At 63.9% G+C, this 26293-nt stretch carries 25 protein-coding genes and 1 riboswitch; of the genes, 13 read left to right on the top strand and 12 right to left on the bottom strand.

Features of this window, described 5'->3' with window-relative positions:
• Positions 1–44 precede the first annotated feature (44 nt).
• Positions 45–173: riboswitch (SAM riboswitch) on the top strand.
• A gap of 154 nt (positions 174–327) precedes the next feature.
• The 3 genes from PSV05_RS01685 to PSV05_RS01695 are packed head-to-tail and all read left to right on the top strand — an operon-like array spanning position 328 to position 3691.
• Positions 328–1326, top strand: a complete 999-nt coding sequence (locus tag PSV05_RS01685) for a homoserine O-succinyltransferase (protein ID WP_300061317.1) — start codon at positions 328–330, stop codon at positions 1324–1326.
• On the top strand, positions 1323–2552 hold the full coding sequence (locus PSV05_RS01690) for an O-succinylhomoserine (thiol)-lyase (RefSeq protein WP_300060520.1): 1230 nt from the start codon (positions 1323–1325) through the stop codon (positions 2550–2552). The genes PSV05_RS01685 and PSV05_RS01690 overlap by 4 nt, the downstream gene beginning before the upstream one ends.
• Entirely contained in the window at positions 2549–3691 is a 1143-nt protein-coding gene (locus PSV05_RS01695) for a homoserine dehydrogenase (protein WP_300060523.1), read from the top strand. The genes PSV05_RS01690 and PSV05_RS01695 overlap by 4 nt, the downstream gene beginning before the upstream one ends.
• Here PSV05_RS01695 and PSV05_RS01700 read toward each other — a convergent pair.
• Together PSV05_RS01700 and PSV05_RS01705 are read right to left on the bottom strand one after the other, a co-directional pair.
• Complete coding sequence (locus PSV05_RS01700; protein ID WP_300060526.1) at positions 3649–5841, bottom strand: EAL domain-containing protein; 2193 nt, start codon at positions 5839–5841, stop codon at positions 3649–3651. The genes PSV05_RS01695 and PSV05_RS01700 overlap by 43 nt on opposite strands.
• A gap of 78 nt (positions 5842–5919) precedes the next feature.
• A complete protein-coding gene (locus PSV05_RS01705) occupies positions 5920–7302 on the bottom strand; it encodes an L-serine ammonia-lyase (protein WP_300060529.1) in 1383 nt (460 codons plus the stop codon).
• A 98-nt stretch (positions 7303–7400) separates the two neighbouring features.
• Here PSV05_RS01705 and PSV05_RS01710 point away from each other — a divergent pair, with 98 nt between their 5' ends.
• Both PSV05_RS01710 and PSV05_RS01715 read left to right on the top strand, forming a co-directional pair.
• Positions 7401–7652 carry a glutaredoxin family protein gene (locus PSV05_RS01710; protein WP_300060532.1) on the top strand — a complete coding sequence of 84 codons (252 nt, stop codon included), beginning with the start codon at positions 7401–7403 and terminating at the stop codon, positions 7650–7652.
• 72 nt (positions 7653–7724) lie between these two features.
• On the top strand, positions 7725–11249 hold the full coding sequence (locus PSV05_RS01715; RefSeq protein ID WP_300060535.1) for a hybrid sensor histidine kinase/response regulator: 3525 nt from the start codon (positions 7725–7727) through the stop codon (positions 11247–11249).
• Between the two features lie 33 nt (positions 11250–11282).
• On the opposite strand, the gene hemE is transcribed toward PSV05_RS01715, so the two are convergent.
• The 4 genes from hemE to PSV05_RS01735 form a co-directional block, all read right to left on the bottom strand.
• Positions 11283–12326 (bottom strand): uroporphyrinogen decarboxylase, encoded by a 1044-nt coding sequence (gene hemE / locus PSV05_RS01720; protein WP_300061320.1) that lies wholly within the window; start codon positions 12324–12326, stop codon positions 11283–11285.
• A 186-nt stretch (positions 12327–12512) separates the two neighbouring features.
• Complete coding sequence (locus tag PSV05_RS01725; protein WP_300060538.1) at positions 12513–12764, bottom strand: WGR domain-containing protein; 252 nt, start codon at positions 12762–12764, stop codon at positions 12513–12515.
• Positions 12765–12799: 35 nt separating this feature from the next.
• Complete coding sequence (gene aroB, locus PSV05_RS01730; RefSeq protein WP_300060541.1) at positions 12800–13900, bottom strand: 3-dehydroquinate synthase; 1101 nt, start codon at positions 13898–13900, stop codon at positions 12800–12802.
• The gene (locus PSV05_RS01735) at positions 13897–14445 is read right to left on the bottom strand and encodes a shikimate kinase (protein ID WP_300060545.1); all 549 of its coding nucleotides are present in this window, start codon (positions 14443–14445) and stop codon (positions 13897–13899) included. The genes aroB and PSV05_RS01735 overlap by 4 nt, the downstream gene beginning before the upstream one ends.
• A 121-nt stretch (positions 14446–14566) precedes the next feature.
• Between PSV05_RS01735 and PSV05_RS01740 the strand changes: the two genes are divergently transcribed.
• From PSV05_RS01740 to PSV05_RS01750, 3 genes are read left to right on the top strand one after another with little or no spacing between them, the layout of a single operon-like run.
• On the top strand, positions 14567–14770 hold the full coding sequence (locus PSV05_RS01740; RefSeq protein WP_300060548.1) for a dodecin family protein: 204 nt from the start codon (positions 14567–14569) through the stop codon (positions 14768–14770).
• Between the two features lie 43 nt (positions 14771–14813).
• On the top strand, positions 14814–15425 hold the full coding sequence (gene pdxH / locus PSV05_RS01745; RefSeq protein ID WP_300060551.1) for a pyridoxamine 5'-phosphate oxidase: 612 nt from the start codon (positions 14814–14816) through the stop codon (positions 15423–15425).
• Positions 15422–16255, top strand: a complete 834-nt coding sequence (locus PSV05_RS01750) for a cobalamin-binding protein (protein ID WP_300060554.1) — start codon at positions 15422–15424, stop codon at positions 16253–16255. The genes pdxH and PSV05_RS01750 overlap by 4 nt, the downstream gene beginning before the upstream one ends.
• Positions 16256–16361: 106 nt before the next feature.
• Here the strand turns inward: PSV05_RS01750 and PSV05_RS01755 are convergent, their stop codons facing one another.
• From PSV05_RS01755 to PSV05_RS01765, 3 genes are read right to left on the bottom strand one after another with little or no spacing between them, the layout of a single operon-like run.
• The gene (locus PSV05_RS01755) at positions 16362–16844 is read right to left on the bottom strand and encodes a DUF4426 domain-containing protein (protein ID WP_300060557.1); all 483 of its coding nucleotides are present in this window, start codon (positions 16842–16844) and stop codon (positions 16362–16364) included.
• Positions 16845–16852: 8 nt separating this feature from the next.
• Positions 16853–17674 (bottom strand): pyrroline-5-carboxylate reductase, encoded by an 822-nt coding sequence (gene proC / locus PSV05_RS01760; protein ID WP_300060560.1) that lies wholly within the window; start codon positions 17672–17674, stop codon positions 16853–16855.
• A complete protein-coding gene (locus tag PSV05_RS01765) occupies positions 17671–18429 on the bottom strand; it encodes a YggS family pyridoxal phosphate-dependent enzyme (protein WP_300060563.1) in 759 nt (252 codons plus the stop codon). Before PSV05_RS01765 ends, proC begins: the two co-directional genes overlap by 4 nt.
• Before the next feature lie 93 nt (positions 18430–18522).
• Here PSV05_RS01765 and PSV05_RS01770 point away from each other — a divergent pair, with 93 nt between their 5' ends.
• The 5 genes from PSV05_RS01770 (at position 18523) to PSV05_RS01790 (ending at position 22796) form a co-directional block, all read left to right on the top strand.
• Positions 18523–19560, top strand: a complete 1038-nt coding sequence (locus PSV05_RS01770; RefSeq protein WP_300060566.1) for a type IV pilus twitching motility protein PilT — start codon at positions 18523–18525, stop codon at positions 19558–19560.
• A 59-nt stretch (positions 19561–19619) separates the two neighbouring features.
• Positions 19620–20750: a PilT/PilU family type 4a pilus ATPase gene (locus PSV05_RS01775; protein WP_300060569.1), complete on the top strand. Its 1131-nt coding sequence runs from the start codon at positions 19620–19622 to the stop codon at positions 20748–20750.
• 62 nt (positions 20751–20812) lie between these two features.
• Entirely contained in the window at positions 20813–21379 is a 567-nt protein-coding gene (locus tag PSV05_RS01780) for a YqgE/AlgH family protein (protein ID WP_300061323.1), read from the top strand.
• A 2-nt stretch (positions 21380–21381) separates the two neighbouring features.
• On the top strand, positions 21382–21855 hold the full coding sequence (ruvX, locus tag PSV05_RS01785; protein ID WP_300061326.1) for a Holliday junction resolvase RuvX: 474 nt from the start codon (positions 21382–21384) through the stop codon (positions 21853–21855).
• Positions 21852–22796 carry an aspartate carbamoyltransferase catalytic subunit gene (locus PSV05_RS01790; RefSeq protein WP_300060572.1) on the top strand — a complete coding sequence of 315 codons (945 nt, stop codon included), beginning with the start codon at positions 21852–21854 and terminating at the stop codon, positions 22794–22796. The genes ruvX and PSV05_RS01790 overlap by 4 nt, the downstream gene beginning before the upstream one ends.
• Before the next feature lie 22 nt (positions 22797–22818).
• On the opposite strand, the gene mgtE is transcribed toward PSV05_RS01790, so the two are convergent.
• The 3 genes from mgtE to PSV05_RS01805 form a co-directional block, all read right to left on the bottom strand.
• Positions 22819–24180 carry a magnesium transporter gene (mgtE, locus tag PSV05_RS01795; protein WP_300060575.1) on the bottom strand — a complete coding sequence of 454 codons (1362 nt, stop codon included), beginning with the start codon at positions 24178–24180 and terminating at the stop codon, positions 22819–22821.
• A gap of 115 nt (positions 24181–24295) precedes the next feature.
• On the bottom strand, positions 24296–26020 hold the full coding sequence (ptsP, locus tag PSV05_RS01800) for a phosphoenolpyruvate--protein phosphotransferase (protein ID WP_300060577.1): 1725 nt from the start codon (positions 26018–26020) through the stop codon (positions 24296–24298).
• On the bottom strand, positions 26020–26289 hold the full coding sequence (locus PSV05_RS01805) for an HPr family phosphocarrier protein (RefSeq protein ID WP_300060579.1): 270 nt from the start codon (positions 26287–26289) through the stop codon (positions 26020–26022). Before PSV05_RS01805 ends, ptsP begins: the two co-directional genes overlap by 1 nt.
• Positions 26290–26293: the final 4 nt, after the last annotated feature.

Here is a 26293-nt window from a genome sequence, read left to right on the forward strand (position 1 = left end):
CATAAAGAGATTGACACGAAGCTGGCGCGTTGACAGACTGCGGTCATCCATCGAGACCGGCTGAGGGACAGGCCCGAAGAAGCCGGGGCAACCTGATGGAGACGACCCTCGCGGTTGTCTTCATCGCGGTGCCAAATCCTGCGGGGACCTGCGTGTCCACCGGAAGATGGTTGCGCTGTCGTGCATGCCGCGACTCCCGCATCCGCCGACTTCGTCGGCCTTCCGGTTCCCCCGCGAGACCCGATGGTTCCATCCATCCGGGGAATCGCCATGAGCCTTGCCGAACGCACCACGTCCAGCCCACAGCCCGCACTGGCCGGAGCGGGCATGCGTGCGTCAGTCGGATTGTCACCAGTGGATACCGACGCCGTGCGCGGCTGCATCGACGCGGTGTTGCCCATGCGCCATGCCGGTACCCGCAAGGTGCGCATCGCGTACGAATTGTCGGGTGCCGCGGGCGCGCCGGTGGTGTTCGTGGCGGGTGGCATCTCGGCGCATCGACACGTGGCGGCCAACGCGTGCGATGCCGCTGCCGGTTGGGCCGAAGACCTGTTGGGCGCGGGCCGCACGCTGGATCCTGCGCGCTGCCGCATCCTGGCGTTCGACTACATCGGCGCCGACGGCAGCCTGGACGCGCCGATCGACACTGCCGACCAGGCTGATGCGATCGCCTTGTTGCTCGAAGCGCTGGGCATCGAATGCCTGGAAGCCTTCATCGGTTACTCCTACGGCGCGATGGTCGGCCTGCAACTGGCGCAGCGGCACCCGACGCGCCTGCAACGGCTGGTCGCAGTCAGTGGTGCGCATCGCGCGCATCCATATGCGGCGGCATGGCGTGCGTTGCAGCGCAAGGCGGTCGCCCTGGGCCAATTGCAATGCGCGGACGAGCAGGGCCTGTCGCTGGCGCGCCAATTCGCGATGCTGAGTTATCGAACTCCAGAGGAATTCGCCGAGCGTTTCGACGCGGCGCCTACGTTGAAGAACGGTCGCGTCTGCGTCGCCGCAGAAGACTACCTGGATGCCGCCGGCGCGAAATTCGTCGCCCGCATCTGCAGCACGGCATGGCTGCGACTTTCCGAATCGATCGACCTGCACCAGATCGATCCGGCGCAGGTCACCGTGCCGACCACGGTCATTGCGGTGGAGGGCGACCGGTTGGTGCCGTTGTCCGATGCGGTGACCCTGGTCGAAGGCTTGGGATTGAACGGGAGCCTGCGCGTGCTGCGCTCCCGCTACGGACATGACGCTTTCCTCAAGGAAGGCGATCGCATCGACGCACTGTTGAGTGCTGCGTTGCGCCACAACATCACTGGGGAGACAGCATGAGCCTGGACAACATCGACGCCACATCCATCCACCAAGCCGGGTGTCGTCCTTCGACCCAAGCGGTGCGTGCCGGCATCGACCGCGACACTGCTTTCGGTGCAGTGACGCCACCGCTGGTGTTGTCGTCCAATTTCAGCTTCGCCGGCTTCAACGAAAAGCGCCAATACGACTATTCGCGCAGCGGCAATCCGACCCGCGACCTGCTGGGCGAAGCGCTGGCGCAACTGGAAGGCGGCGCTGGTGGCGTGGTGACCTCGACCGGCATGTCAGCGATCACCTTGGCCCTGAATGCGTTGCTGCAGCCGGGCGACCGCTTGGTGGTGCCGCACGATTGCTACGGCGGTAGCTGGCGCCTGTTCAATGCGCTGGCGAAGAAGGGCGCGTTTGAACTGGTCACCGCCGACCTCACCGATCCGCGCGCGCTGGCCGAGGCATTGAATCCATCGCCGGCACTGGTCTGGATCGAAACGCCGTCCAACCCATTGCTGCGCATCACCGACCTGCGTTTCGTGATCGATGCCGCGCACAAGGCCGGTTCGTTGGTGGTGGTAGACAACACTTTCCTGTCGCCCGCCTTGCAGAGACCAATTGCCGATTTCCAGGCGGACTTGGTGGTGCATTCCACCACCAAGTACATCAATGGCCACAGTGACGTGGTCGGCGGTGCGGTGATCGCGCGCGATGCCGCCTTGCATGAGCAACTGAGTTGGTGGGCCAATTGCCTGGGCATTACGGGTTCCCCGTTCGACAGCTTCCTGACCTTGCGCGGGCTGCGCACCCTGGACGCGCGCCTGCGCGTGCACCAGGAAAACACGCAGGCAGTGGTGGCATTGCTGGATGGGCATCCCGCGGTGCGTGCACTGCACTATCCGGGGCTGGCTACGCATCCGGGACATGCGCTGGCAGCGCGCCAGCAACACGGTTTCGGCGCGATGTTGAGCGTCGAACTGGAAGGCGGCGAGCAGGCGGTGCGCGCATTCGTCGACGGCCTGCGCTACTTCACCCTGGCTGAATCGCTGGGCGGCGTGGAGAGCCTGGTCGCGCATCCGGCAACCATGACCCATGCGGCAATGAGCGAGGAAGCGCGCGCGGTCGCGGGTATCTCCGATGGCTTGTTGCGGCTGTCAGTGGGCATCGAACATGCGGATGACCTGTGCGCGGATCTTGCCGATGCGCTGGTGCGGGCGCAGGCTGCTGCAGGTAAGGTACGCAAGGTCGCCAAATGAACGCACAGGTCGCAGCATTGCGCAGTACGAGTGTAAAACCGGCACGGGTGGCCCTGCTTGGTACCGGCACGGTGGGCAGCGCGCTGTGGTCGCGGCTGGCCGGCTGGGACGGATCACCATTGGGTGAGCGCCTGTCGCTGGTGCACGTCGCCAATTCGCAGGTCGCGATCAGCAACTGCAAGGGCATTCCGGCCAACACCCCGGAGATATTCATGCACAACAGGCCGCAGGCCAGCTCGCTGGATGCGGTGGAAGCAGCGCTGGATGGTGCAGGCCCGCGGATCGTGATCGATGCCACCGCTTCCGATGAGGTCGCCGAGCAGCATGCCGCCTGGCTTGCGCGTGGCATCCATGTGGTGACCGCCTGCAAGCTGGGGCAGGGCACGTCGCTGGAGCGTTGGCATGCGATCCAGTCGGCTCGCCATGCGGGCGGCACGTATTACGGCGACAGCGCGACGGTCGGTGCAGGCCTGCCGCTGCTGCGCAGCCTGCGCGAGCTGCAGACCGGTGGCGATCGCATCCATGCCATTGCCGGCGTGCTGTCGGGATCGTTGGCGTGGTTGTGCAACCACTACGATGGCTTGCGCCCGTTTTCCGGCTTCGTCCGCGAAGCGCGCGAAGCCGGCTTCACCGAGCCGGACCCACGCGAAGACCTCTCTGGCGAGGACGTGCGCCGCAAGCTGTTGATCCTGGCTCGCGCCGCCGGTTATCCCTTGCATGCCGATGCGGTACAGGTGGACTCGCTGGTACCCGCCGGTCTGGCAGCACTGGCGGAACAGGACGCCGACGCCGCCCTGCCGCAACTGGATGCGCCAATGCGGGCGCACTATGCCGCAGCTTACAAGAATGGCGAGAAGCTGCGTTTCATCGCGCGCCTGCGGGGTGGCCTGGCGACGATCGGGCTGGAAACGTTGGCCGCCGATCATCCGCTTGCCGGAGGAGCCGGCACCGACAACAAGGTCGCGATCTGGTCGGACCGGTATCGCGAGCAACCGTTGGTGATCCAGGGGCCTGGCGCGGGCGCCGCAGTGACTGCGGCGGCATTACTGGATGATGCGCTTGCGATCCATGCGGCAACTGCCGGCGATAGAGCCGTTCAGGTGAGCACATTGATCCCGAAGAACGTTTCGATGGGCTGAGGGCGCTGGAAGACATAGCCCTGCGCGTAATCCACGCCGATCCGGCGCAGATGTTCGAGCTGTGCCTCGGTTTCAGCCTGTTCGGCCACCGCACGCTTGTTGAGTACATGTGCGATTTCGGTAATCGATCGCACGACTGCCTCGGGCAGGCCGCCGTTGCCGAGCTCGCGCACGAAGCTGCCATCGATCTTCAGGTAGTCCACATCGAGTTCGCGCAGGTAGCCGAACGAACAGAAGCCGGTACCGAAGTCGTCCAGCGCGAACCGGCATCCCAGGTCGCCCACGCGATCAATGAAGCGGCGCGCGCGGGTCATGTCGCGGACCACGCTGGTCTCGGTGATTTCAAGGCACAGCTGTTCCGGCTTTAGCGGGCTGCGACGCAGGCGTGCGGCGAAGTAGTCGCCGAAGTCCTCGTCGACCAGGGTGGTACCTCCGATATTGATATTGCACTGCTCGACTTGCGCCAGCGCGACGGGATTCTGCTCAAGCCAGGTCAGGGTCGCGTCCAGCACGTAGCGATCCAGGCGTGGCCCCAGCCGGTAGCGCTCGGCCGCGGCGATCATTTCCGCTGGAGGACGCAGGTTGCCGTCCTTGTCGCGCCAGCGCACCAGGATTTCGAAATGCGATTGCAATGGTTGCTGGTTGCACAGGTTCACGATTGGCTGGCACCACAAGTCGATCCGGCGTTGGTCCAGCGCTTCGCGCGCCGCCATCGCCGAGTGCATCGCGCGGGTGCGCATGCGGATGTCGTCCGGGTTTGATGCTGCTGCAAAGGAGCGATTCCCGCCCAGCTCCTTGGCGGCAAAGCAGGCGGCATCGGTCAACGAGAGCAACTCGTCGAAGGTCATGTGCGGCGCCTTGCTGGTGGCCAGCCCGATGCTGCCGGTGGTGCCCAGGTTCTGTCCCTGCCAGGCCACGCGCAGTCCCTCGATTGCGGTCAGCAACCGGCGTGCGCGAGTGTTGGCGGTGCGCTCGTCCATCGGCAGCAGTGCGGCAAATTCATCGCCGCCGGTGCGAGCGATCGGTGTGTCCTCGCCGAATTCGTTGCGGAACAGCCCGGCCACCTGGCGGATCATTTCGTCGCCCGCCACGTGGGTGGCCGAATCGTTGACCAGTTTGAAGTGGTCAAGATCGGCATACAGCAGGGTGATGGTTTCATTGTCGGCGGCGAGTATCTGCCGCGCCTGCTCCTCGAACGTGTCGCGGTTGAGCAGGCCGGTCAGCAGGTCGCGGGTAGCGCGTTGCTGCAATGCCGCGCTGGCATGCGCATGTTCCTGGCGCGAGGCCAGCAACAGCGCGGGGATGATCGAATACACCACCAGCATCGACATCATCAGAACGCTGTCATGCAACGTCTGCGGCCGTTCGAAGCCGCCCAGGCCCAGGCCGGTCATCAGGCTCACGAAGATGATCACTGCCGAGGTTGCCAGCAGGGTCAGCAGCGGTGGGTAGCGCACGGCAGACCACACCAGCAGGGACAGCGGCAGGCTTGCCAGCGCCAGTGGATAGTGGCTGCCCAACTGGCCGACGGCATAGACCACGCCAAGCAGGGCGACCAGCAACACGCTCCACAAGGTCATTTCGGCACGGTGTGCAGGCTTGCCATGTAAAGCCGGTTCGGTACCGTGGTTGAAGAAGATATACAGCAGGACAGGGCTGACGCTGGCCACGCCGAGCAGGTCGCCCATTGCCCATTGCACAGCGATGCGGCCGGCATCGTGAAATTGCGCCATGCCGGCATGGACCATGCCGAAGGCACCGATGCAGGCGCTGGTCGCGCTCAGCAGCAGACCGCCGCGCAGCAGCAGCAGACCGTCGGCGGTGCGCAGGTGGATGCGGCGGGAGGTCATCCGGCTGCGGACGTACCACCCGGCCACCAAGGTTGCCAGCATTTTGCTGCCTATCGAGTACGGCAGGAATTCGGCTGGTACCGGCAGTACGAATGCATGCAAGGCCAGCATCGCCAGCGGGATCGTGAGCACATACACCAAGCCGTAGCGGAGTACCATCGCGAACCCGATGCCGGCCGCCGGCCAGAACAGGGTCACGTCGGCGGGCGTGCGCAGGTAGGACACGGCAACCACCGCTCCGGCAAAATACAGGCCGGTCAGCAGCACTCCCCTCTGTACACGTGCCAGTGTGGCTTGCATGACTTCAGTCTATGCATGGCCACGCCGGATGCAAGCGGCGTCATCAAGTTGGATCGCAGGTGCAGCCAGCCCCGTCATTCAGCACTCGATGACATTCACCGCAAGCCCGCCTCGGCTGGTTTCCTTGTACTTGTCCTGCATGTCGCGGCCAGTGTCGCGCATGGTCTTGATCACCTTGTCCAGGCTGACCTTGTGCTTGCCGTCGCCGCGCAGCGCCATCCGGCTGGCGTTGATCGCCTTCACCGCGCCCATCGCATTGCGTTCGATGCACGGAATCTGCACCAACCCGCCGATCGGGTCGCAGGTCAGGCCGAGGTTGTGCTCCATGCCGATCTCGGCGGCGTTCTCGATTTGCCCCGGGCTGCCACCCAGTGCAGCGGTCAGGCCGGCGGCGGCCATTGAACACGCCACGCCGACTTCACCCTGGCAGCCGACTTCGGCGCCGGAGATGCTGGCGTTTTCCTTGTAGAGAATGCCGACTGCAGATGCCGTCAGCAGGAAGTCGAACACGCCCTGTTCGTTGGCGCCGGGGCAGAAGCGGTCGTAGTAATGCAGCACAGCCGGAATAATCCCGGCCGCACCATTGGTCGGCGCCGTCACCACGCGGCCACCCGCGGCGTTCTCTTCGTTGACCGCCAATGCATACAGGTTGACCCAGTCCAGCACGGTCAGTGGGTCGCGCATTGCTGCTTCGGGTTTTGACGAGAGTTCGGCATATAGACTCGGTGCGCGCCGGGTGACGTGCAAGCCACCGGGCAGGGTTCCGGACTGGCGGATGCCGCGTGCCACGCAATCCTGCATCGCGAGCCAGAGTTCACGCAGGCCTTGCCTGATCTCGTCGGCACTGCGCCAGGCTTGCTCGTTCTCGAACATCAGCTTGGCGATGCTGATGTCGTTATCGATTGCACGCTTGATCAGTTCGTCGCCGCTTGCGAACGGATACGCCAAGATGGTGGTGTCGGCCACGATGCGATCTTCGGCGGCCTCGTCCTGGTTGACCACGAACCCGCCACCCACCGAGTAATAGTCGCGCGTCGCGATCTCCACGCCCGCGGCATCGAACGCCGCAAAGCGCATGCCGTTGGTGTGGAACGGCAATTTCTGCCGCTTGTTCATCACCAGATCGCGCTTCTCGTCGAAGGCGATATCGTGTTGGCCATGGAGGTTGATGCGTTTCTGCCCGCGGATGCGCTCCAGCGCGGCCGGAATGATCTCGGGGTCGATCGTATTCGGCCATTGGCCTTCCAGCCCCATCAGCACGGCCTTGTCGGTGCCATGGCCGCGGCCAGTCAGGGCCAACGAACCGAATACCTCGGCACGCACGCGTGCAACATCCTGCAGGCGACCTGCTTCGGCCAAGTGGTGCTCGACGAAACGCGCAGCTGCGCGCATCGGCCCGACGGTATGCGACGAACTCGGGCCAATACCAATTTTGTACAGGTCGAAGGTGCTGACAGCCATGTGGAAGATTGCTCTATGGTTGCGGGGGAACAATTGGATCAATCGCATCGAACACCCCTATTCTATGCCTGCCATCGCAACCGACGGGACGCTCGCGCATGGATCTGATTCTTTACCAGCGTGATGAGTGCCACCTGTGCGACCTCGCGCTGGAGGTGCTGGCGGCTGCGCGGGTGCCGGAGTTCGAAAGCGTGTTCATCGATGATGCTGCTGCGCTTGAACAGCGCTATGGCCTGCGCGTGCCGGTCCTGTGCGATGAAGCCGGCAGGCGCGAGTTGGATTGGCCTTTCGATGTGGAACTCGTGCGCCGATTCCTGGTAATGGACTCGGAAGGTTTCGATCCGGGTTGAAGTTTTGACGATCCTGCTTGCGTTGCCGGCGCCGCGTTGCGAGCATGCGGTGGGGATGTCGAGGAGCAATGCATGTTGCACAGGATCTGCATGCTGTTGGTGTTTTGGCTGCTGTGCGCGAACGCGCTGGCGGCCGTTCCCGAGCGTCCGCATTTCCGCATCATTGGGCCGGCGCAGGGCCTGCCGTCCACCGAGATCAGGGTGCTTGCTCGCGACCATGATGGCTATTTGTGGATCGCCACGGCAGATGGCCTGGCGCGTTACGACGGCGTCGGCATGCGGGTGTGGCGATACGATCCGGCCGATCCAGACGGATTGCCAGGCAACAATATCCAGACCTTGATGATCGATGCGGACGACCGCATCTGGGTCGCGGTGGAAGGGGCCGGCATCAGCGTACTGGATGCGCAACGGCACGCCTTCGTGCACTACAACAGGTCAACCCATCCGCAGATTGGCAGCGACGATACCTGGTCATTTGCGCACCAGGGCAAGACAGTCTGGTTCGGCACCTACGATGGCGGCCTGTATCGGCTGCAACCTGATGGCGACATCTCGGAATTTCGCCACGTTCCCGATGCAGCGGATGGCCTGCCATCGGACACGATCGTCGCACTGGCGCTGGATGCCGAAGGCACGTTGTGGATCGGCACCGACAAGGGATTGGCTGTCCTGCAGGATGGCAAGATCCACGCGGTGCGCTTGCCCGGCGCCGATGGTCCACCTCTGGTGTACTCGCTCAGTGTGACCTCCGATGGCTTGTGGGTAGGCACATCGAAAGGTGTCTGGCGGCATGATGCTGCGGGGGTGTGGTTGAAACCTGTGTGGTCGTCGATGTTTGAACGGCCGAATGCGGTGAAAAGCATTGCGCGTGATCATGACGGGTCGTACTGGATTGGTAGTCAGCGTGGCCTGTGGCGGCAGCAGTACGGCGAGCCACCGGTGCCGCAGCGCGGAGTGGGTCTGGATAGCTTGCGCGCAGGCGACGCTTTGTTGCTGCAACCAGACGGCGCTCTCTGGATTCCGTTGCCAGGTTTGGGTTTAGGCTATCTGGAGTCGGAATGGCGGCAGACTGCTGAATACTCGGGTGTCGAAAACGGGTTGCAGGGCGCGATATGTCGTGCACTGGCTCCGGCTCGTGCTGATGGTTTCTGGCTGGGTGGCCTGAACGGTGCGCTCGAGCGCCTGACGCGGAGTGGCAGCATCGTGCAGGCCGATGGCGACATTCTCGGACGGTTGCAGAACTTGAAACTGCTTGCAGTGGCTGAGGACTCACCGGGAAATATCTGGCTTGGTTCTCGATTGGGTTTGATCAGGGTTGGAGTCGGCGGCGTTATCGACGAATGGCGCGCCAACGACCCACAGGATCCGACCCCTGATGCCCAGATCGACACGCTGCAGCTTGCCGGCGACGGGACTCTCTGGTTGTCGGCGCCGGGTGGTGGTGTACAGCAGCGTGATACGGCGACCGGCAAGATCCTCCTCGACATCCCGGCTGGCGATATGGGCGGGTTGGGCAATGCCGATCTTGAAGCTTTGATCATTTCGCCCGATGACGAGCCATGGGTCGCCGGCGCCGAAGGCGTGGCCCGGCTTGATCGTGTGCATCGGCGCTTCGTGGTGCTGCCGGAGCTGGGTGGCGGGCGCGTCTATGCACTCGCCTTCGATGGTCGTGATGTGCTCTGGTTGCAACGTCTGCCTGGCCTTGAGCAGTACCGCCTCGCTAATGGGCATTGGTCGCTTGAGACTCGTGTTGGCGAAAGCGAAGGCATGCCTTCCGTGGGTGCTGCGGGAATTCGCGTTGACGCACACCATCGGGTGTGGGTGTCCACTTCACGTGGATTATTCCGATGGGATCCGGTGCGCCGCAACCTGCGTCGGCAGGGCATGCAGGACAGTACCAGCAGCCAGGAATACCTGGATCGTGCGCTGGCGATGAGCAACGATGGTGTGCTGGCCGCAGCCACGGCCGATGGCGGGCTGGTGCTGGTGGACACCAATGCTGCCGATCCCGCGAGCAACATACCCACGCTGCGCTTCGATCGTTTCTCGGTGCGTCGCAATGGCCAATGGCACGATCTGCCGATTAGCGATCCACTTCAATTGCTGCGTGGTGACCGTGAGTTCCGTTTGCGCGCACGCTTGCTTGCGTTCGACGATCCACTTGGCAGTCGCTACTGGGCAAGACTCGATGGGTTCGACCACGATTGGGTTGCGCTGGACAGCGATGGCGAACGCGTGTTCACCGACCTTGCGCCCGGAACCTGGACCCTGCACATGCGTGCGCAGGATGCGTCGGGCAATCGTGCACGCCAGCAGTCCCTGTCGTTCGTGGTGCCACCACCCTGGTGGCTGACGCTGTGGGCGAAGATAGTGTTCACGATCATGGCCATCTGCCTGGTGCTGTGTGCCGCATGGCTGTATCGCGCGCGCCTGCGGCGCATGCATGTCTGGCAGCTTGCCGAGGCGCAACGTGCGATGGTGGAACAGGCATCGGAGGCCAAGACGCGCTTCCTGGCCACGCTTGGCCATGAGGTGCGGACGCCGATGGCCGGTGTGCTCGGCATGAGCGAGCTGCTGCTGGCCAGTAATCTGGACACGCGCCAGCGCGGGCAGGCCGATGCGATCCATCGCGCGGGAAACCACCTGCTGCGACTGGTGAATGATGCTCTGGACCTGGCCCGCATCGAAGCCGGTCGACTTGAACTATTGAATGCGGATTTCGCCCTGCGCCCGTTGCTGGATGAAGTGGTTGCGCTGATGGCGCCGTTGGCGGAACGACGCGGCCTGCAATTCATCGACACGCTTGATCCACAAGCACCGCAAGCCGTGCATGGCGACCGGACCCGCATCGAACAGATACTGCTGAACCTGCTTGGCAATGCGATCAAGTTCACCGAGGCCGGCCATGTCTCGATGGAAACTTTTGCACTGTCTCCGCAAGGCATGCGTTTCGTGGTCGCCGACACTGGTCCGGGACTGAGCAGCGAGCAGCAGGCACGCCTGTTCCGTCGCTTCGAACAGGCCGATGGCGCACGCACCGCATCACGTTATGGCGGCAGCGGGCTGGGACTGGCGATTTCGCAGGAACTGGCTGCGGCGATGGGCGGGCGCATCGATGTTGAAAGCGAACCAGGGCGGGGGACGCGTTTCATCGTCGACCTTCCACTGGCCAGTGCGGCACTCCCCGCAAATCCGGAGCCGCTGACGCCCGTGTTGAATGAGCATTCGTTACGAATGTCGCATCTACTACTGGTCGAAGACGATCCGACCGTGGCCGAGGTGATCCGGCAATTACTGCAAGAACAAGGTCACGATGTCAGCCATGCTGCACATGGGTTGGCTGCACTGGGCGAGGTTGCCGGCAACACGTTCGATGCCGCGCTGCTCGATCTCGACCTGCCGGGCATGGACGGGCTGGCGTTGGCGCGCGTGCTGCGTGCCCAGGGATTCAGTGCGCCGCTGCTCGCAGTTACCGCACGTTCGGATACCGGTGCCGAGGTGTTGGCGCGGGAAGCCGGTTTCAACGGGTTCCTGCGCAAGCCGGTGACCGGGGCGATGTTGGCGCAGGCACTGGCGCGCCTGCTGCCCGGGTAATTCGATAAGCAGAGAAGATGTAGAGCTGGCGCGTCAGCCGAGTTGTCGCTGCCTGCTGCCTGCATGCACCGCAGCAACCAGTGCAGCGACATGCTCGGGAAGCATGTCGGGTGACAGACCATGGCCGAGGTTGAACACGTGTCCCTCGCGCGATCCGCCGTTGCCGGCGGCGTAACTGTCCAGTGACGCCTGCACCTGCATGGCGATTGCGTCCGGCGATGCATACAGAATTGCCGGATCCAGGTTGCCCTGTACCGCGACCTTGCCCGCCGTGCGGCGTGCGGCGTCTTCCAGGGTCACGGTCCAGTCAACGCCGAGCCCCTGCGTGCCGCTACCTGCTAGTTCCTCCAGATACGGGGCGTTGCCCTTGCCGAACAGGATCAATGGAGCATCCTCGCGCTTGAGTTCGCGCGCGATGCGGGTGAGGTAGGGCAATGAGAATTCGCGGTACATCGCCGGCGACAAGGTGCCGCCCCAGGTGTCGAAGACTTGCAGGACTTGTGCGCCTGCGGCCTGCTGCGCGCCGAGATAGGCGATCACCGCATCGGTGACCACGCCCAGCAGCTGGTGCATGGCCCTGGGCTCATTCAATGCCAGCGCCTTGACCTTGCCCCAGTCCTTGCTGCCGCTGCCCTCGACCATGTAGCAAGCCAGCGTCCATGGGCTGCCGGAGAACCCGATCAACGGGATCGCAGGATCCAGCTCGCGGCGAATCGTGCGCACCGCATCCATCACGTAGCGCAGTTCACGATCCATGTCCGGCACGGCGAGTTTTGCGATGTCGGCCACGCTGCTGATCGGGCGTTCGAACTTCGGGCCCTCGCCGTCGACGAAGTACAGGCCCAGGCCCATTGCATCCGGGATAGTCAGGATGTCGGAAAACAGGATCGCGGCGTCCAGCGGGAACCGACGCAACGGTTGCAACGTCACTTCGCAGGCCAGTTCCGGATTCTTGGCCAGGGCCAGAAAACTGCCTGCCTGCGCGCGTGTTGCCCGGTATTCCGGCAGATATCGGCCAGCTTGCCGCATCAGCCAGACTGGCGTGCAGTCGACGGTTTCGCGACGCAGTGCGCGCATCAGGCGGCTATTAAAGGCGGGGCTCTTCAAGGCGAGGTTGTCGTTCGGGGGCGTTGGCACTTCAGTGAAATCCTTCGAATGCGAATGAATGCCGTCCCTGGCGTGAGAGGTCGGCTTCGAAACATACTGCCCGGCCATCCTTGGCCGGGCGTTCGGCGGCGCGTGGACTGCCGATAGGGCAGTCCACTAACGCACCGCCTCACCTTGCGCGAACACGAGTTGGAAGCCGCGCTTGAGCTGTGCATCACGGGCCACTTCGAGTGCCAACAGCGCACTGGCCTGGTCGGTGAATTGCTCGCGGCGCAGGGTGCTGCGGCTGCCGATCTGCCCGGTTTCGCGCAACAGCGTCCAGCCGCCCAGTAGGTCGGGCTGGAGCTGGAGCTGGACGAAGCGTGGGGCTTCGTTGCCATCGGGGCGTTGTTGCAGCAGCAGGCGCATGGGCGCGCATTGTACGGGCTGCAGCTCTCGCGGGCTCAGGCTTGCAGGGTTGCGAGCACCGCGGCTTCGTCCACGCCAGCCACGATCCGTGCCGCGCCGGCGCGATCCCACAGGATGAAGCGAAGGCCAGAGCCCTGTGCTTTCTTGTCCAGGCGCATGCGTGCGAGCAGTGGTGCCGGGTTCAGCCCCACCGGTAGCTCGACCGGGAGTCCGAACGCCTGCAGCAATGCGCGCAGGCGTTCGCCATCGGCGGCGTCGGCTATTCCCAGCGCGCTGGAGAGCTTCGCCGCCAGCACCATCCCGACCGCCACGGCCTCGCCGTGGTTCAAGCCACCCCCGTACCCAAAAAAAGCCGCTTGCTCGGTTTCGATGGCGTGGGCGAAGGTATGGCCGAAATTGAGCAGGGCGCGCTCGCCATGCTCGAACGGGTCGCGCTCGACGATCGCGGCCTTGTGCGCGCAACTGCGGGAGATTGCTTCGGCCAGCAGCGCATCATCGCTGGCCAGCAGCCTGTTGGTGTTGGCTTCCAGCCAATCCAGGAAACCGACATCCACAATCGCGCCGTATTTGATGACTTCGGCGAAGCCCGCTCGCAACTCGCGGGGCGACAGGCTACGCAGTGTGGTGGTGTCGGCGAATACCGCGCGCGGCGGATGGAACGCGCCGACCAGGTTCTTGCCTTGGGCAATATCCACCGCGGTCTTGCCGCCAACCGAGGAATCCACCATTGCCAACAACGTGGTTGGCAGCTGTACGCAATCGATGCCGCGCATCCAGCATGCCGCGGCGAAGCCGGCCAGGTCGCCAACCACGCCGCCACCGAGTGCATACAGGCAGGCATCGCGGGTGGCGCCATGCATGGCAAGTGCATCAATCGTGGCGCTGAAATTCGCCAGCGTCTTCGATGCCTCGCCGGCGGGGAATACATGGGTCGCGATGCGAGCGTCGGGCCGCGCGTTGGCCAAGGCCTGTTGCACACGCTGTGCGTACAACGGCGCGACATGGCTGTCGCTGACGATCAGTGCATGCCGGCCACGCAGCATTGACGCCAATGCGGTGCCGTCTTCCAGCAGTCCTGGCCCAATCTGGATCCGATACGGCGCCGCGCCGTCGACATCAACCATATGTGGGTTCATACGCAGCGCTCCGATGCCTGTTCCAGCAGCGCCACCATTGCGACTGCTGCGTTTTCCGGGGAATGTTGCGTCGTATCGAAGACAATGTCGGCGACTTCGAGATACAGCGGCTCGCGCATCGCTTGCAGCTCAGCCAGTTGTTGCGCGGGGTGGTCGGTAGCCAGCAGTGGGCGCGTGTCATCACCGGCCAGGCGCTGCATCTGCATGGCTGGTTCGACCTGCAGGTAGATCACGGTGCTGGCATCTCGCATCGCGGAGCGGTTGCCGGCGTTCAATACCGCACCACCGCCGGTCGCAATGACGCTGGCTGCGGTCTTCGCTAACGCGTCGATCAATGCACGGCATTCGCGCGAACGGAACCCTGCCTCGCCTTCGCTCGCGAAGATCGCGGTAATAGTCGTGTCTGCTTCGGCTTCGATGCAGGCATCCAGGTCGGTGAAAGCGCGTTGCAGCCGCACCGCCAGCAGGCGGCCGATGCTGCTCTTGCCGGCGCCCATCGGGCCGACCAGGACGATGTGTGACGGGCTTTCGGATGGATCGCGCATCGCAACATGCTAGCAGTCGCGTGCGTCGCGCCACAGACCGCCATTGCATGGCCTTCACTCGACACGCGGCAGTGTGGATATCGCCGTGCAGTCCCGCCGGCGTCACCCAGGGAACAAGCCCATGTCCGTCGCCAAGATCATCGAACTCAATGCCTCCTCCAATACCAGCATGGAAGACGCAGTCAGGGTTGGCCTGAAGAAATGTTCCGAATCGGTCAAGAACATCAAGGGCGCCTGGGTCAACGAAATCAAGGTGGTCACCGAAGATGACGGCACCGTCACCGAATGGCGGGTCAACTTGCGGGTCAGTTTCGTGGTCAGTTGACGCCTGCAGATGCACCGGCGCGAGCGACCGGCGACAATGCGCCATGGCCAATCTCTCCGCTGAAAATATCCCCGCTGACATCCTGACCAGGTTCGACACCCTGTTTGCCGAGGCCGAGTCCGCCGGGGAACCGGATCGCACTGCGATGACGCTAGCCACCGCCACGGCGGATGGCCACCCGTCCGCACGCATCGTCCTGCTGAAGGCACATGACCCGCGCGGCTTCGTGTTCTATACCCACCTCGACGGCCGCAAGGGTCGCGAACTCCAGGCCAATCCGCGGGCAGCGCTGCTGTTCCATTGGCCACGAGTACGCGATGGCGTGCAGGTGCGGATCGAGGGCAATGTCGTGCTTGTCGACGATGCCGAAGCAGATGCGTATTTTGCCAGCCGTCCGCGCGGCAGCCAGCTTGGGGCGTGGGCGTCGCTGCAATCGGAGACGCTGCCCAGCCGTGAGACGTTTGAGCAGCGTCTTGCCGATGTCGAACGCGATTACGAAGGGCGTGACGTGTCGCGTCCGCCAGGTTGGACCGGTTTCCGGGTCGTGCCGCATGCTGTCGAGTTCTGGTACGGCGCGCAATATCGTCTGCACGAGCGTTACCTGCATGAGCGCGATGCCGACGGCAACTGGTCAACGCGGATGCTGTATCCGTGAGTGAGCGCAAGCTTGGCCCGCAACGCATCGTCTGCCTGACCGAAGAACCCACCGAGGTCCTGTACTCGCTGGGCGAGCAGGACCGCATCGTCGGCATCAGTGGCTTCACCGTACGGCCGCCGCGCGCGCGCAGGGACAAGCCGAAGGTCAGTGCATTCACCAGCGCGAAGATCGGCGAGATCCTCAAGCTGGAACCGGATTTCGTGGTCGGGTTCTCCGATATCCAGGCTGACATCGCGGCGGAGTTGATCCGCCATGGCGTCGAGGTCTGGATTTCCAACCATCGCAGCGTGGCCGGCATACTTGATTACATCGTGCGGCTTGGCGCATTGGTCGGTGTCGGCGAACGTGCGACTTCCTATGCAGACGAACTGCGCTTGGGGCTGGAACAAATCGAACGCGATGCGGCATCGCAGGCGCGCAGGCCCAAGGTGTATTTCGAGGAATGGGATGATCCGATGATTTCGGGCATCCGTTGGGTCAGCGAATTGATCGGCATCGCCGGTGGCGATGACATCTTCCCGGAATGCGCGGCCTCATCCTTGGCCAAGGGCCGCATCCTGGCCGACCCAGGCGAAGTCATCCGGCGCGCGCCCGACATCATCCTGGGTTCTTGGTGCGGCAAGAAGTTCCGGCCCGAAAAAGTCGCCGCGCGACCCGGATGGGACGCAATTCCCGCCGTGCGCGATGGCCAGCTGCATGAGATCAAATCGCCCATTATTTTGCAGCCAGGGCCGGCGGCACTGACGGAGGGCATCAACGAAATCGCGCGGATCATCCGCGATTGGGCGGAAATGGGGTCGGTGGCAAGGGAAATGGGGTCAGAGTGAAGTTTCCTGACTAGGTTTCCCGAACGATCTATTGGCGTCGGCAGGAAATTCACTCTGACCCCATTTCCTGGAAACCTTACTCTGACCTCATTTCCCATGAGTTAACTCAACGCTGGTACAAGTCCGCCGTCGTGGAGATTTCGGCCCGCGCGCCATTGCGCACTGCGCCAATCCTGAATTGCACCGTAGCCGGTGGCGAGGCATGGAATACGCCGATGTAGTCGGTCATGCCGCCGGTGGTGATCGGGCGCAAGGCTAGCGGCTTTGATGCATCAAGCAACGCACCGGCAACGGCATCCAGGCGAAGGTCGCCGGGTTCGATGCCATTGCCGCTGGCATCACGGACCGTCACCAGCAACATCAGCCCGGAACTGCCGCGCTCGATGGCGTAACGTCGCGCAACTGTTTCATTGAGGTCGGCCACATCCATGGTCGTGGCCTGCAGGGTTGCGCCGCCGACGATTGTAATGGCGCTTGCGTTGGCCTGCGTGGGTAGCGCGGCGGCGGCGGATTCACGTCCATTGCAGCCGGCCAGGCCCAGCAAGGGCAAAGCCAGTGCAAGCAGGGCGACGCCACAAGATCGATGCATTGCGAACCTCATTCGTTTGCGGCGGACAATTCCCGCCCTCGCTTACGTGCGGCGTGGATCGCACTGGCAACCAATGCGCGCAGGCCGCCGGCTTCGAAAGACTCGATGGCCGCGTGGGTGGTGCCATTCGGTGAGGTCACCCGTCGCCGAAGTTCGGCGGCATCCGGCGCGCCTGCTTCGGTCAGCATCCGCGCTGCGCCCAGCACCGTCTGTAAGGCCAACGTGCGTGCGGCATCCGCAGGCAGTCCCTCGGAAATCCCGGCATCGATCATCGCTTCGGCCAGCAGGAATACATAAGCCGGGCCACTGCCTGACACCGCGGTCACCGCGTCCATCAGGTCTTCGCTATCGATCCAGACGGTCTTGCCCGCGGCGGCTAGCAGTGTTTCCGCGAATGCGCGGCCATCGGCATCGACCTGGTCGCTGGCATGCAAGCCGGTCACGCCGGCACCAAGCAGGGCTGGGGTGTTCGGCATCGTGCGCACGACCGGCAAAGCGCCACCTAGCCAGCGTTCCAGTTGATCGCCGGTGATGCCGGCTGCGATCGAAATCACCAGGGGGCGCTGCACCTGTGCCTGCGCGGCAAGCGATTCGCACACCATGCGCATCACCTGCGGCTTGACCGCGAACACCCAGGTCGATGCCCCGGAAACGGCGGCCGTGCCGGTGTCGAGGACGGAGACGCCGAAATCGGCTTGCAGGGCATCGCGCAATGCTGCGACTGGTTCGGCGACATGGATGGAAGACGGTGCGCGGCCTTTTGCGATCAGGCCGCCGATCAGGCTGCGTGCCATGTTGCCGCCGCCAATGAACGCGATGTTGTCACTCATGAATGTGGTTCCTGTTTTGATGCGTCCTGTGGTGGCGTGACGCGTGGGCCGAACAGCGCACTGCCGACGCGCACCATGGTCGCACCTTGCTCGATGGCCCCGACGAAGTCCCCGCTCATGCCCATCGACAGCGTGTCGATGCCAGGATGCTGCTTGGCCATTGCATCGAACAGATCGTGCATCGCGCGGAAAGCCTGCACGCGCTGTTGCGGGTCTTCGTGGGGTGCGGGAATTGCCATCAATCCGCGTAATCGCAATCGAGGTTCGGTGGCGATCAGATCCGCCAGTCTCATGGCATCGGCGGGTGCACAGCCATGCTTGCTGGCCTCGTCATCGATATTGACCTGTACCAGCACGTTCAGTGGCGGCAGGTCTGGTGGGCGATGGCGTGCCAGCAAGGCAACGAGTTTGGCGCGGTCGATGGTCTGGATCCAATCGAAGGCGCGCGCGGCGTCCTGCGCCTTGTTCGACTGCAGGTTGCCGATCAGGTGCCACTCCAGGTCGAGCGCCTTCAGCGCTTCGATCTTCGGAAGCGCCTCCTGCACATAGTTCTCGCCAAATGCCCGCTGGCCCGCCGCAGCCAGGACGGTGATCGCGTCGACGTGCTGGGTCTTGGACACGGCCAGCAGTGTGGGTGCTGGCCGGTTCGGCATGGTCGCCGCGTTTGCCATCCGTGTAAGGACGTCTGCAAGTCGGATCTGGACGGGCGATTGACGCTCAGGCACGGCGGTTGACACTCTGGAGTGTGCGCTCATACTGCCATTGGGGTGTGTGCGATGCCACTCGGGCAGTGGCATCAGGCGTGAGATCATGACCGCGGTATCACAATAAAGCGCAGGGGAATACGCATGGATATCGCCGAACTTCTGGCATTTTCGGTCAAGAACAAGGCTTCGGACTTGCACCTGTCGGCGGGCTTGCCGCCGATGATCCGTGTCGATGGCGATGTACGCCGAATCAATATCCCGGCCTTCGACCACAAGCAGGTGCATGCGCTGGTCTACGACATCATGTCGGACAAGCAGCGTCGTGACTACGAGGAATTCCTCGAGGTCGACTTCTCGTTCGAGATTCCGGGGCTGGCCCGCTTTCGCGTCAACGCGTTCAACCAGAACCGTGGCGCTGGCGCGGTTTTCCGCACCATTCCATCGGAAATACTGTCGCTTGAAGACCTCGGCTGCCCGCGTATCTTCAAGGAACTGATCGAGCAGCCGCAGGGCCTGATCCTGGTCACCGGACCGACCGGTTCCGGCAAGTCGACCACGCTGGCGGCGATGATCGACCACATCAACAAGAACGAATACGGCCACATCCTCAGCGTCGAGGATCCGATCGAGTTCGTGCATACCTCGCAGAAATGCCTGATCAACCAGCGCGAGGTTCACCGCGATACCCACGGCTTCAACGAGGCGTTGCGCTCGGCCCTGCGCGAAGACCCGGACATTATTCTGGTGGGCGAGTTGCGCGACCTCGAGACCATCCGCCTCGCGCTGACCGCCGCGGAAACCGGCCATCTGGTGTTCGGCACCCTGCATACCTCGAGCGCGGCCAAGACCATCGACCGCATCATCGACGTGTTCCCCGCCGGCGAAAAAGGCATGGTGCGCTCGATGCTGTCCGAGTCGCTGCGTGCGGTGATTGCGCAGGCGTTGCTGAAGAAGGTCGGCGGCGGACGCACCGCCGCGTGGGAAATCATGGTGGGTACCCCAGCCATCCGCAACCTGATCCGCGAGGACAAGGTGGCGCAGATGTATTCGGCGATCCAGACCGGCCAGAACGTAGGCATGATGACCCTCGACCAACACCTGCAGGACCTGGTCAAGCGCGGCCAGGTGCCACGCCAGCAGGCCCGAGAATACGCCAAGGACAAGCGCCTGTTCGAATAAGGACAGCGCTTCCGAAAGACGCGCCCACTGGGCGCGCATATTGATCTGGAGCCATACGCATGAGCAGCATCGACTTTTCCTCGTTCCTCAAGCTGATGGCGCACCAGAAGGCGTCGGACCTGTTCATCACCGCCGGCATGCCGCCGTCGATGAAGGTGAATGGCAAGGTCAGCCCGATCACCCAGAACCCGCTGACCCCGCAGCAGTCGCGCGACCTGGTATTGAACGTGATGACCCCGCAGCAACGCGAGGAATTCGAGAAGACCCACGAGTGCAACTTCGCGATTGGCGTGTCTGGCGTCGGCCGTTTCCGCGTGTCGTGTTTCTACCAGCGCAACCAGGTAGGCATGGTGCTGCGTCGGATCGAGACCCGGATCCCGACGGTCGAAGAACTCAATTTGCCGCCGATCATCAAGACCCTGGCGATGACCAAGCGCGGACTGATTCTCTTCGTGGGCGCAACCGGCACCGGTAAATCGACCTCATTGGCCGCGATGATCGGCTACCGCAACCAGAACTCGACCGGACACATCATCACGATTGAAGACCCGATCGAATTCGTGCACAAGCACGAAGGCTGCATCATCACCCAGCGCGAGGTCGGCATCGACACCGACAGCTGGGATAATGCGCTCAAGAACACCCTGCGCCAGGCGCCGGACGTGATCATGATCGGCGAGGTGCGGACCCGCGAGGGCATGGACCATGCGATCGCCTTTGCCGAGACGGGCCATTTGGTGCTGTGCACCCTGCACGCGAACAACGCCAACCAGGCGATGGATCGCATCATCAACTTCTTCCCTGAAGACCGGCGCAGCCAGTTGCTGATGGACCTGTCGATGAACCTGAAGGGCGTGGTCGCCCAGCAGCTGATCCCGACCCCCGACGGCAAGGCGCGCCGGGTGGCCATGGAAATCCTGCTGGGTACGCCGCTGGTGAAGGACTACCTGCGCGATGGCGAGATCCACAAACTCAAGGAAGTGATGAAGGAATCCGTGCAAATGGGCATGAAGACCTTCGACCAGAGCCTATTCGAGCTTTACCAGGCCGGTGAAATCAGCTACGAGGATGCGTTGCGCTTTGCAGACTCCTCGAATGAAGTGCGCCTGCGCATCAAGCTGGCGCAGGGTGGTGATGCCAGGACCTTGGCCCAAGGCCTGGACGGGGTGGAAGTCGCCGAGGCACGCTAGTCCTGCGCATGCGGCTTCGCCCCGCGACATGCGCAGGCTAGAATTGCGCCATGCCGAACGCAATGCCAAGCGAGTCGTCGCCACTGTCCAACCAATTGCTGGTGGCGCTGCCCGCGCTGCACGATCCGCATTTCGCGCGCAGCGTGACCTTGGTCTGCCAGCACGATGGCGACGGCGCGATGGGCGTGATGATCAATCGAGCTTCCGATTACACGCTGGGCGAAGTCCTGCAACAGATGGGCATCCATAGCGACAGCGAGGCGCTGCAGTCGCAGATCGTCCTGGCCGGCGGTCCGGTGCATCCGGAACGCGGCTTCGTCCTTCACGATGGCGATCGCGAATGGGATTCAACCCTGACCGTGGGGGATGGCCTGTTCCTGACCACCTCGCGCGATGTGCTGGAAGCGCTCGCCCGCGGTGATGGCCCGGAACAGGCCGTGGTGGCGCTGGGTTGTGCCGGCTGGGGTGCGGGCCAACTGGAACAGGAACTGGTCGACGACAGCTGGCTGATGGTGCCGGCGCGTCGCGAATTGCTGTTCGGAGTACCGCTGGAACAGCGTTGGCAGGCCGCGGCTGGAAGTATTGGTGTGGACCTGGTCAATTACGCCAGCCAAAGCGGCCACGCATGAGCCTGCCGCAGGCGCCCGTCGATGCCATCCGCCGCGACGGCACAGTACTTGGCTTCGATGTCGGTTCACGCAGGATTGGCGTGGCCGTGGGTAGTGGCTTCGGCACCGGCGCGCGCGCGATTGCGGTGATCGATGTGCATGCGGGCAGCCCGGACTGGAACGAGATCGATCGACTGCGCCGAGAATGGCGGCCGGATGGATTGATCGTGGGCGATCCGATGACCATTGATGGTGGCGACCAGCCGATCCGCAAGGCCGCGCAGGCGTTCGCGCGCCAGTTGCGCGAGCGCACCCAGCTGCCGGTGGTGATGGTGGACGAACGCAGCAGTTCGATCGAGGCCGCGCAACGTTTTGCCAATGAGCGCGCCAGCGGTCGCAAGCGCCGGCGCGATGCCGCAGCGCTGGACGCGGTGGCCGCCGCCATTATTGTCGAACGTTGGCTGGCAGCGCCTCAGGATGCAGTGGTGGTGGCATGAGCGAACAACTAGACGACGCAGGCAGGCTGAAACACCTGCTGACGCTTGAGGGCATGCCGCGTGGCGTGCTGGAAGCAATGCTGCAGCGTGCCGATGCTCTGGCCGAGTATGCGCATGGTGGCAGCGAAATGCGCGACGCGCTGGCCGGCAAGGCGGTATGCACGCTGTTCTTCGAGGCATCCACCCGCACGCGCTGCAGCTTCAGCCTGGCGATCCAGCGGCTCGGCGCCGACCTGCTCAATTTCGATGCGTCGTTCGCCTCCACCACCAAGGGCGAGAGCGACCTCGACACCCTCAAGACGCTGGAAGCGATGGGCGTGCACGGTTTCATAGTGCGTCACAAGATGGATGGCGCCGTCGCCGCGCTGGCACGCTCGGCATTGCCGGGCACGGTACTCATAAATGCCGGCGATGGTCGCAGCAACCACCCCACCCAAGGGCTGCTGGACATGCTGACCCTGCGCCAGGCCAAAGGTCCTGACTTTTCAGCGATGAAGGTCTTGATCGTCGGTGACGTGAATCATTCGCGGGTGGCGCGTAGCGATTTGCATGCACTGCATGCCTTGCGCACCGGCGAGGTGCGCGTGTGTGGCCCGGCCTCGTTGCTGCCTGACGACGACACCCTGCATGGATGCGTGGTCGGTGATGATTTCGACGCCATGCTGGATGGCGTGGATGCGGTGATGATGCTGCGCCTGCAGCGCGAGCGCATGAGCGAAGGACTGGTGACGTCGCTGGACGACTACCACCGCGACTTCGGTCTGACCATGGCGCGCCTGCGTCGTGCGGCGCCCGATGCGATCGTCATGCATCCCGGACCGATGAATCGCGGCATCGAGATCACCGGCGAAGTGGCCGACGGCCCGCAGTCGCGGGTGCTGCAGCAGGTCGCCAATGGCGTGGCAGTGCGGATGGCGGTGCTGGAAGCGTTGCTGGCCTAGCGCTTCAACCCTGCGAAACTCGCTAGTGCAGCAGCACCAGCGTTGCCAATCCGAGGAAACTCAGGAAGCCCATTACGTCGGTGACTGTGGTCAGGATCACGCCGCCGGCGAGTGCAGGATCGAATCCCAGGCGCTTGAGTGTCACCGGCACCATCACGCCGGCCAACGCCGCCGACAGCAGGTTGATCGTCAGGGCACTGGCGATCACCAGTGCCAGCGGCCATTGACCGAACCACAACCAGACGATGCCGCCAAGCGCGGTGCCCAGCGCGATGCCATTGAGCGCGGCGACGCGTACTTCCTTCCAGATCAGCACATTGAGATTGGTCGCGCCGAGCTGGCCGAGTGCAAGTCCGCGGATCACCAGTGCCAGCACCTGGGTACCGGCGTTGCCGCCCATGCCGGCGACGATCGGCATCAGTACCGCCAGTGCGACGATCTGCTGGATGGTGGCCGCGAAGCGTCCGACCACCGACGCAGCGAGGAAGGCCGTCGCAAGATTGATGCCGAGCCAGAGCAACCGCCGCCGCGTTGCACGCGCCACCGGCGAGAACAAGTCTTCGTCCTCGTCCAGGCCGGCCGCACCGAGGGCCTGGTGTTCGGCCTGCTCGCGGATGATGTCGACCACGTCGTCGATGGTGATGCGACCGAGCAGGATGTTATTCTCGTCCACCACCGGTGCGGAAATCCAGTCGTGGTCCGAGAACTCGCGTGCCACCTGTTCGGCGGACGCCTCGACGCTGATTGCGGAGAGGTCGCTGTCGATCAACGCATTTATCGGCGTGTGCGTGTCGCAGGTGACAAGACTCTGTAGCGCGACCCAGCCGATCAGCTGGTGGCGGCGGTTGACCACGTAAAGGTGGTCGGTATGGTCAGGCAGTTCCGCACGCAGGCGCAGATAGCGCAGCACGACATCGACGGTAGTGTCGGCGCGCACCGTCACAACGTCGGGATTCATCAGGCGGCCGGCGCTGTCCTCGTCGTAGGACAACACTTGTTCCAGGCGCTCGCGGTTTTCGCGGTCCATCGACTTGAGGACTTCGTGGATGACGGTGTCCGGGAGGTCCTCGACGAGGTCGGCCAAGTCGTCGATATCGAGGTCTTCGACCGCGGCGATCAGTTCGTCCGGATCCATGTCGGCGATCAGGCCCTCGCGGACCTCGTCGCCGACGTGGACCAGCACCTCGCCGTCGTCTTCCGGATCGACCAGGCCCCAGACTATGGTGCGCTTGCCCGGCGGCAGCGATTCGAGCAGGTTGCCGATCTCGGCCGGCGACAGCGTGTTGACCAGCCGTCGCACCGGACCCAAGCGCCCACTGTCCAGTGCGTCCGAAAGCAGACGCAGCTGGCGCGCGGTCTTGTCGTGGCGGACGGCTTCTGCCATGGGCTGCTTCCGGCTGGTGATGGGCACGCAGCGCGTCGCGACACGCAGGCCCGGATCAGGAGTTCATCCAGGCATTATCGCGGACTTAGAGGTACCTGCCCACCTTTTCCCATGCTCAGGCTGGCGTATGCGCCGCCAGCCAGCGTTCGATGCCTGCGCGATCGCGCGCGCGCAGCAAGGCGGGGGCATGCGCGCGCAGTGAAGCGAGATCGCAGCCACGGATCGCGCGCCGGACTTCCAGCAGGGTGGCAGGGTGCAGGCTGAGTTCGGACAGGCCAAGCGCGAGCAGCATCGGGGTGAACATGGCATCGCCGGCGATTTCGCCGCAGACCGCAACCGGCCGGCCACGGCGGTTGGCGATGCGCACGACGTCGCGCAGCAGCCGCAGCAGGGCGGGATGCAGCGGTGTGTAAAGGTCGCCGAGTGCATCGTTGTTGCGATCCGCGGCAAGCAGATACTGGACCAGATCATTGGTACCGATCGACAGGAAGTCGCAGGCGCCGATGAACATCGGTAGTGACAATGCGGCCGATGGGACTTCGATCATCGCGCCCAGCGGAATCTTCTCGGCCATCTCCGAGCCGTCGCGGGCGACCTCGTGCATCGCCGCGCGCAGCATGTCGCGCACCGCGAACATTTCCTCCGCGCCGCTGATCATTGGCACCAGGATCCGCACCGGACCATAGCCCGAGGCGCGCACGATCGCGCGCAACTGCGTGTGCATCAGGCCCGGACGCGACAGCGACAGACGCACGCCGCGCAGGCCGAGCGCAGGGTTGGGTTCGTTGCGCAAGGCCAGGCCGGTGTTGTCGGCCTTGTCGGCGCCGACATCGAGCGTGCGGATGGTGACCGTGCGCCCGGTCATGCCCAGCACCACGTCGCGATACGCGCGGAACTGGGTGTCCTCGTCCGGTATTTCGTTGTTGTTGATGAACAGATATTCGGTGCGGTACAGGCCGACTCCGGCCGAGCCCAGCGCATGTGCTTCGGCCACGTCCTCGCGCGATTCGGCATTCGCCCACAGCTTGATGTCGACGCCGTCGAGGGTGCGGCTGGGCTCGCGGCGAAGGCGGTTGAGCTGCCGTTGTTCGCGGCGCGCGTTGGAGGTTCGCGCGTGGTGCTCGCGCAGGTCGGCTGCATTGGGTTCCAGCACTACCAGGCCGCTGCTGCCGTCGATGACCAGCACGTCGCCATCGTTGACTTTCTGCAACGCGGCGGCGGCACCAACCACCAGCGGCAGGTGCAGGCTGCGGGCCAGGATCGCGCTGTGCGACAGCGCACTGCCATTGGCGGTGACCACGCCCATGACGCCCTGCACCTGCAGTTGCGCGAGCTCCGCCGGCGAGATGTTGTCAGTGACAAGGATCTCGCCGGCCACGCCCTGCAGGTCGGCCTCACGGCGGTGCAGGGCAGCGTGCAGGCGACCGATCACCTGGTCGATGTCGTCGATGCGGCTGCGCAGGTAGGCATCGTCGATGCCATCGAAGACGGCGGCGATGCGGTCGCGCTGCAGCCGCAGCGCGTAATCGGCGGAATAGCGACCGGTGCGGATCAGCGCATCGATGCCCTGCAGCAGTTCAGGGTCGTCCAGCAGCAAGGCATGCAGGTCGAGGAATTCACCGACCTCGTGCGCCAGTGCGCCATGCAGGCGTTCGCGCAGGATGTGCATCTCCGCGCGAACCGTGTCGACCGCGTCGTGGATGCGTTGCAGTTCGGTTTCGACGTCCTCGGGCGCGATGCGCGCCTCTTCTACATTCAGGACGTGCGGCAGGCGCACGCGTGCCCGTCCAAGTGCGCTGCCGCGCGCGGCGGCATTGCCGGACAGGACGTGCCGCGGCATCAGCTGTCCTCGTCGAAACGGCGTTGGAACAGCGCAGTGACCGCATCGGCGGCGGCCTGCTCGTCTTCGCCATCCACGCGCAAGACTATTGTCGTGCCGGTGGCGGCGGCCAGCAGCATCACGCCCATGATGCTCTTGGCGTTGACTTCGCGGCCACGCGCCTCCAGCGTTGCCTGGCAACGGAAGGTGGACAGCAGCTGCACGAGTTTCGCGGTAGCGCGCGCATGCAGGCCGAGGCGATTGATGATGGTGAGTTCGCGCTGGATCATGGTG

It is taken from the genome of Thermomonas sp., from assembly GCF_029945965.1.
GTDB lineage: Bacteria > Pseudomonadota > Gammaproteobacteria > Xanthomonadales > Xanthomonadaceae > Thermomonas.

Excerpts from the sequence above, each read along its gene's own strand:
- PSV05_RS01685 (WP_300061317.1), top strand. The coding sequence starts at position 328 with ATGCGTGCGTCAGTCGGATTGTCACCAGTGGATACCGACGCCGTGCGC.
- PSV05_RS01690 (WP_300060520.1), top strand. The coding sequence starts at position 1,323 with ATGAGCCTGGACAACATCGACGCCACATCCATCCACCAAGCCGGGTGT.
- PSV05_RS01695 (WP_300060523.1), top strand. The coding sequence starts at position 2,549 with ATGAACGCACAGGTCGCAGCATTGCGCAGTACGAGTGTAAAACCGGCA.
- PSV05_RS01700 (WP_300060526.1), bottom strand. The coding sequence starts at position 5,841 with ATGCAAGCCACACTGGCACGTGTACAGAGGGGAGTGCTGCTGACCGGC.
- PSV05_RS01705 (WP_300060529.1), bottom strand. The coding sequence starts at position 7,302 with ATGGCTGTCAGCACCTTCGACCTGTACAAAATTGGTATTGGCCCGAGT.
- PSV05_RS01710 (WP_300060532.1), top strand. The coding sequence starts at position 7,401 with ATGGATCTGATTCTTTACCAGCGTGATGAGTGCCACCTGTGCGACCTC.
- PSV05_RS01715 (WP_300060535.1), top strand. The coding sequence starts at position 7,725 with ATGTTGCACAGGATCTGCATGCTGTTGGTGTTTTGGCTGCTGTGCGCG.
- hemE (WP_300061320.1), bottom strand. The coding sequence starts at position 12,326 with ATGCGCGCACTGCGTCGCGAAACCGTCGACTGCACGCCAGTCTGGCTG.
- PSV05_RS01725 (WP_300060538.1), bottom strand. The coding sequence starts at position 12,764 with ATGCGCCTGCTGCTGCAACAACGCCCCGATGGCAACGAAGCCCCACGC.
- aroB (WP_300060541.1), bottom strand. The coding sequence starts at position 13,900 with ATGAACCCACATATGGTTGATGTCGACGGCGCGGCGCCGTATCGGATC.
- PSV05_RS01735 (WP_300060545.1), bottom strand. The coding sequence starts at position 14,445 with ATGCGCGATCCATCCGAAAGCCCGTCACACATCGTCCTGGTCGGCCCG.
- PSV05_RS01740 (WP_300060548.1), top strand. The coding sequence starts at position 14,567 with ATGTCCGTCGCCAAGATCATCGAACTCAATGCCTCCTCCAATACCAGC.
- pdxH (WP_300060551.1), top strand. The coding sequence starts at position 14,814 with ATGGCCAATCTCTCCGCTGAAAATATCCCCGCTGACATCCTGACCAGG.
- PSV05_RS01755 (WP_300060557.1), bottom strand. The coding sequence starts at position 16,844 with ATGCATCGATCTTGTGGCGTCGCCCTGCTTGCACTGGCTTTGCCCTTG.
- proC (WP_300060560.1), bottom strand. The coding sequence starts at position 17,674 with ATGAGTGACAACATCGCGTTCATTGGCGGCGGCAACATGGCACGCAGC.
- PSV05_RS01765 (WP_300060563.1), bottom strand. The coding sequence starts at position 18,429 with ATGAGCGCACACTCCAGAGTGTCAACCGCCGTGCCTGAGCGTCAATCG.
- PSV05_RS01770 (WP_300060566.1), top strand. The coding sequence starts at position 18,523 with ATGGATATCGCCGAACTTCTGGCATTTTCGGTCAAGAACAAGGCTTCG.
- PSV05_RS01775 (WP_300060569.1), top strand. The coding sequence starts at position 19,620 with ATGAGCAGCATCGACTTTTCCTCGTTCCTCAAGCTGATGGCGCACCAG.
- PSV05_RS01780 (WP_300061323.1), top strand. The coding sequence starts at position 20,813 with ATGCCAAGCGAGTCGTCGCCACTGTCCAACCAATTGCTGGTGGCGCTG.
- PSV05_RS01790 (WP_300060572.1), top strand. The coding sequence starts at position 21,852 with ATGAGCGAACAACTAGACGACGCAGGCAGGCTGAAACACCTGCTGACG.
- mgtE (WP_300060575.1), bottom strand. The coding sequence starts at position 24,180 with ATGGCAGAAGCCGTCCGCCACGACAAGACCGCGCGCCAGCTGCGTCTG.
- ptsP (WP_300060577.1), bottom strand. The coding sequence starts at position 26,020 with ATGCCGCGGCACGTCCTGTCCGGCAATGCCGCCGCGCGCGGCAGCGCA.
- PSV05_RS01805 (WP_300060579.1), bottom strand. The coding sequence starts at position 26,289 with ATGATCCAGCGCGAACTCACCATCATCAATCGCCTCGGCCTGCATGCG.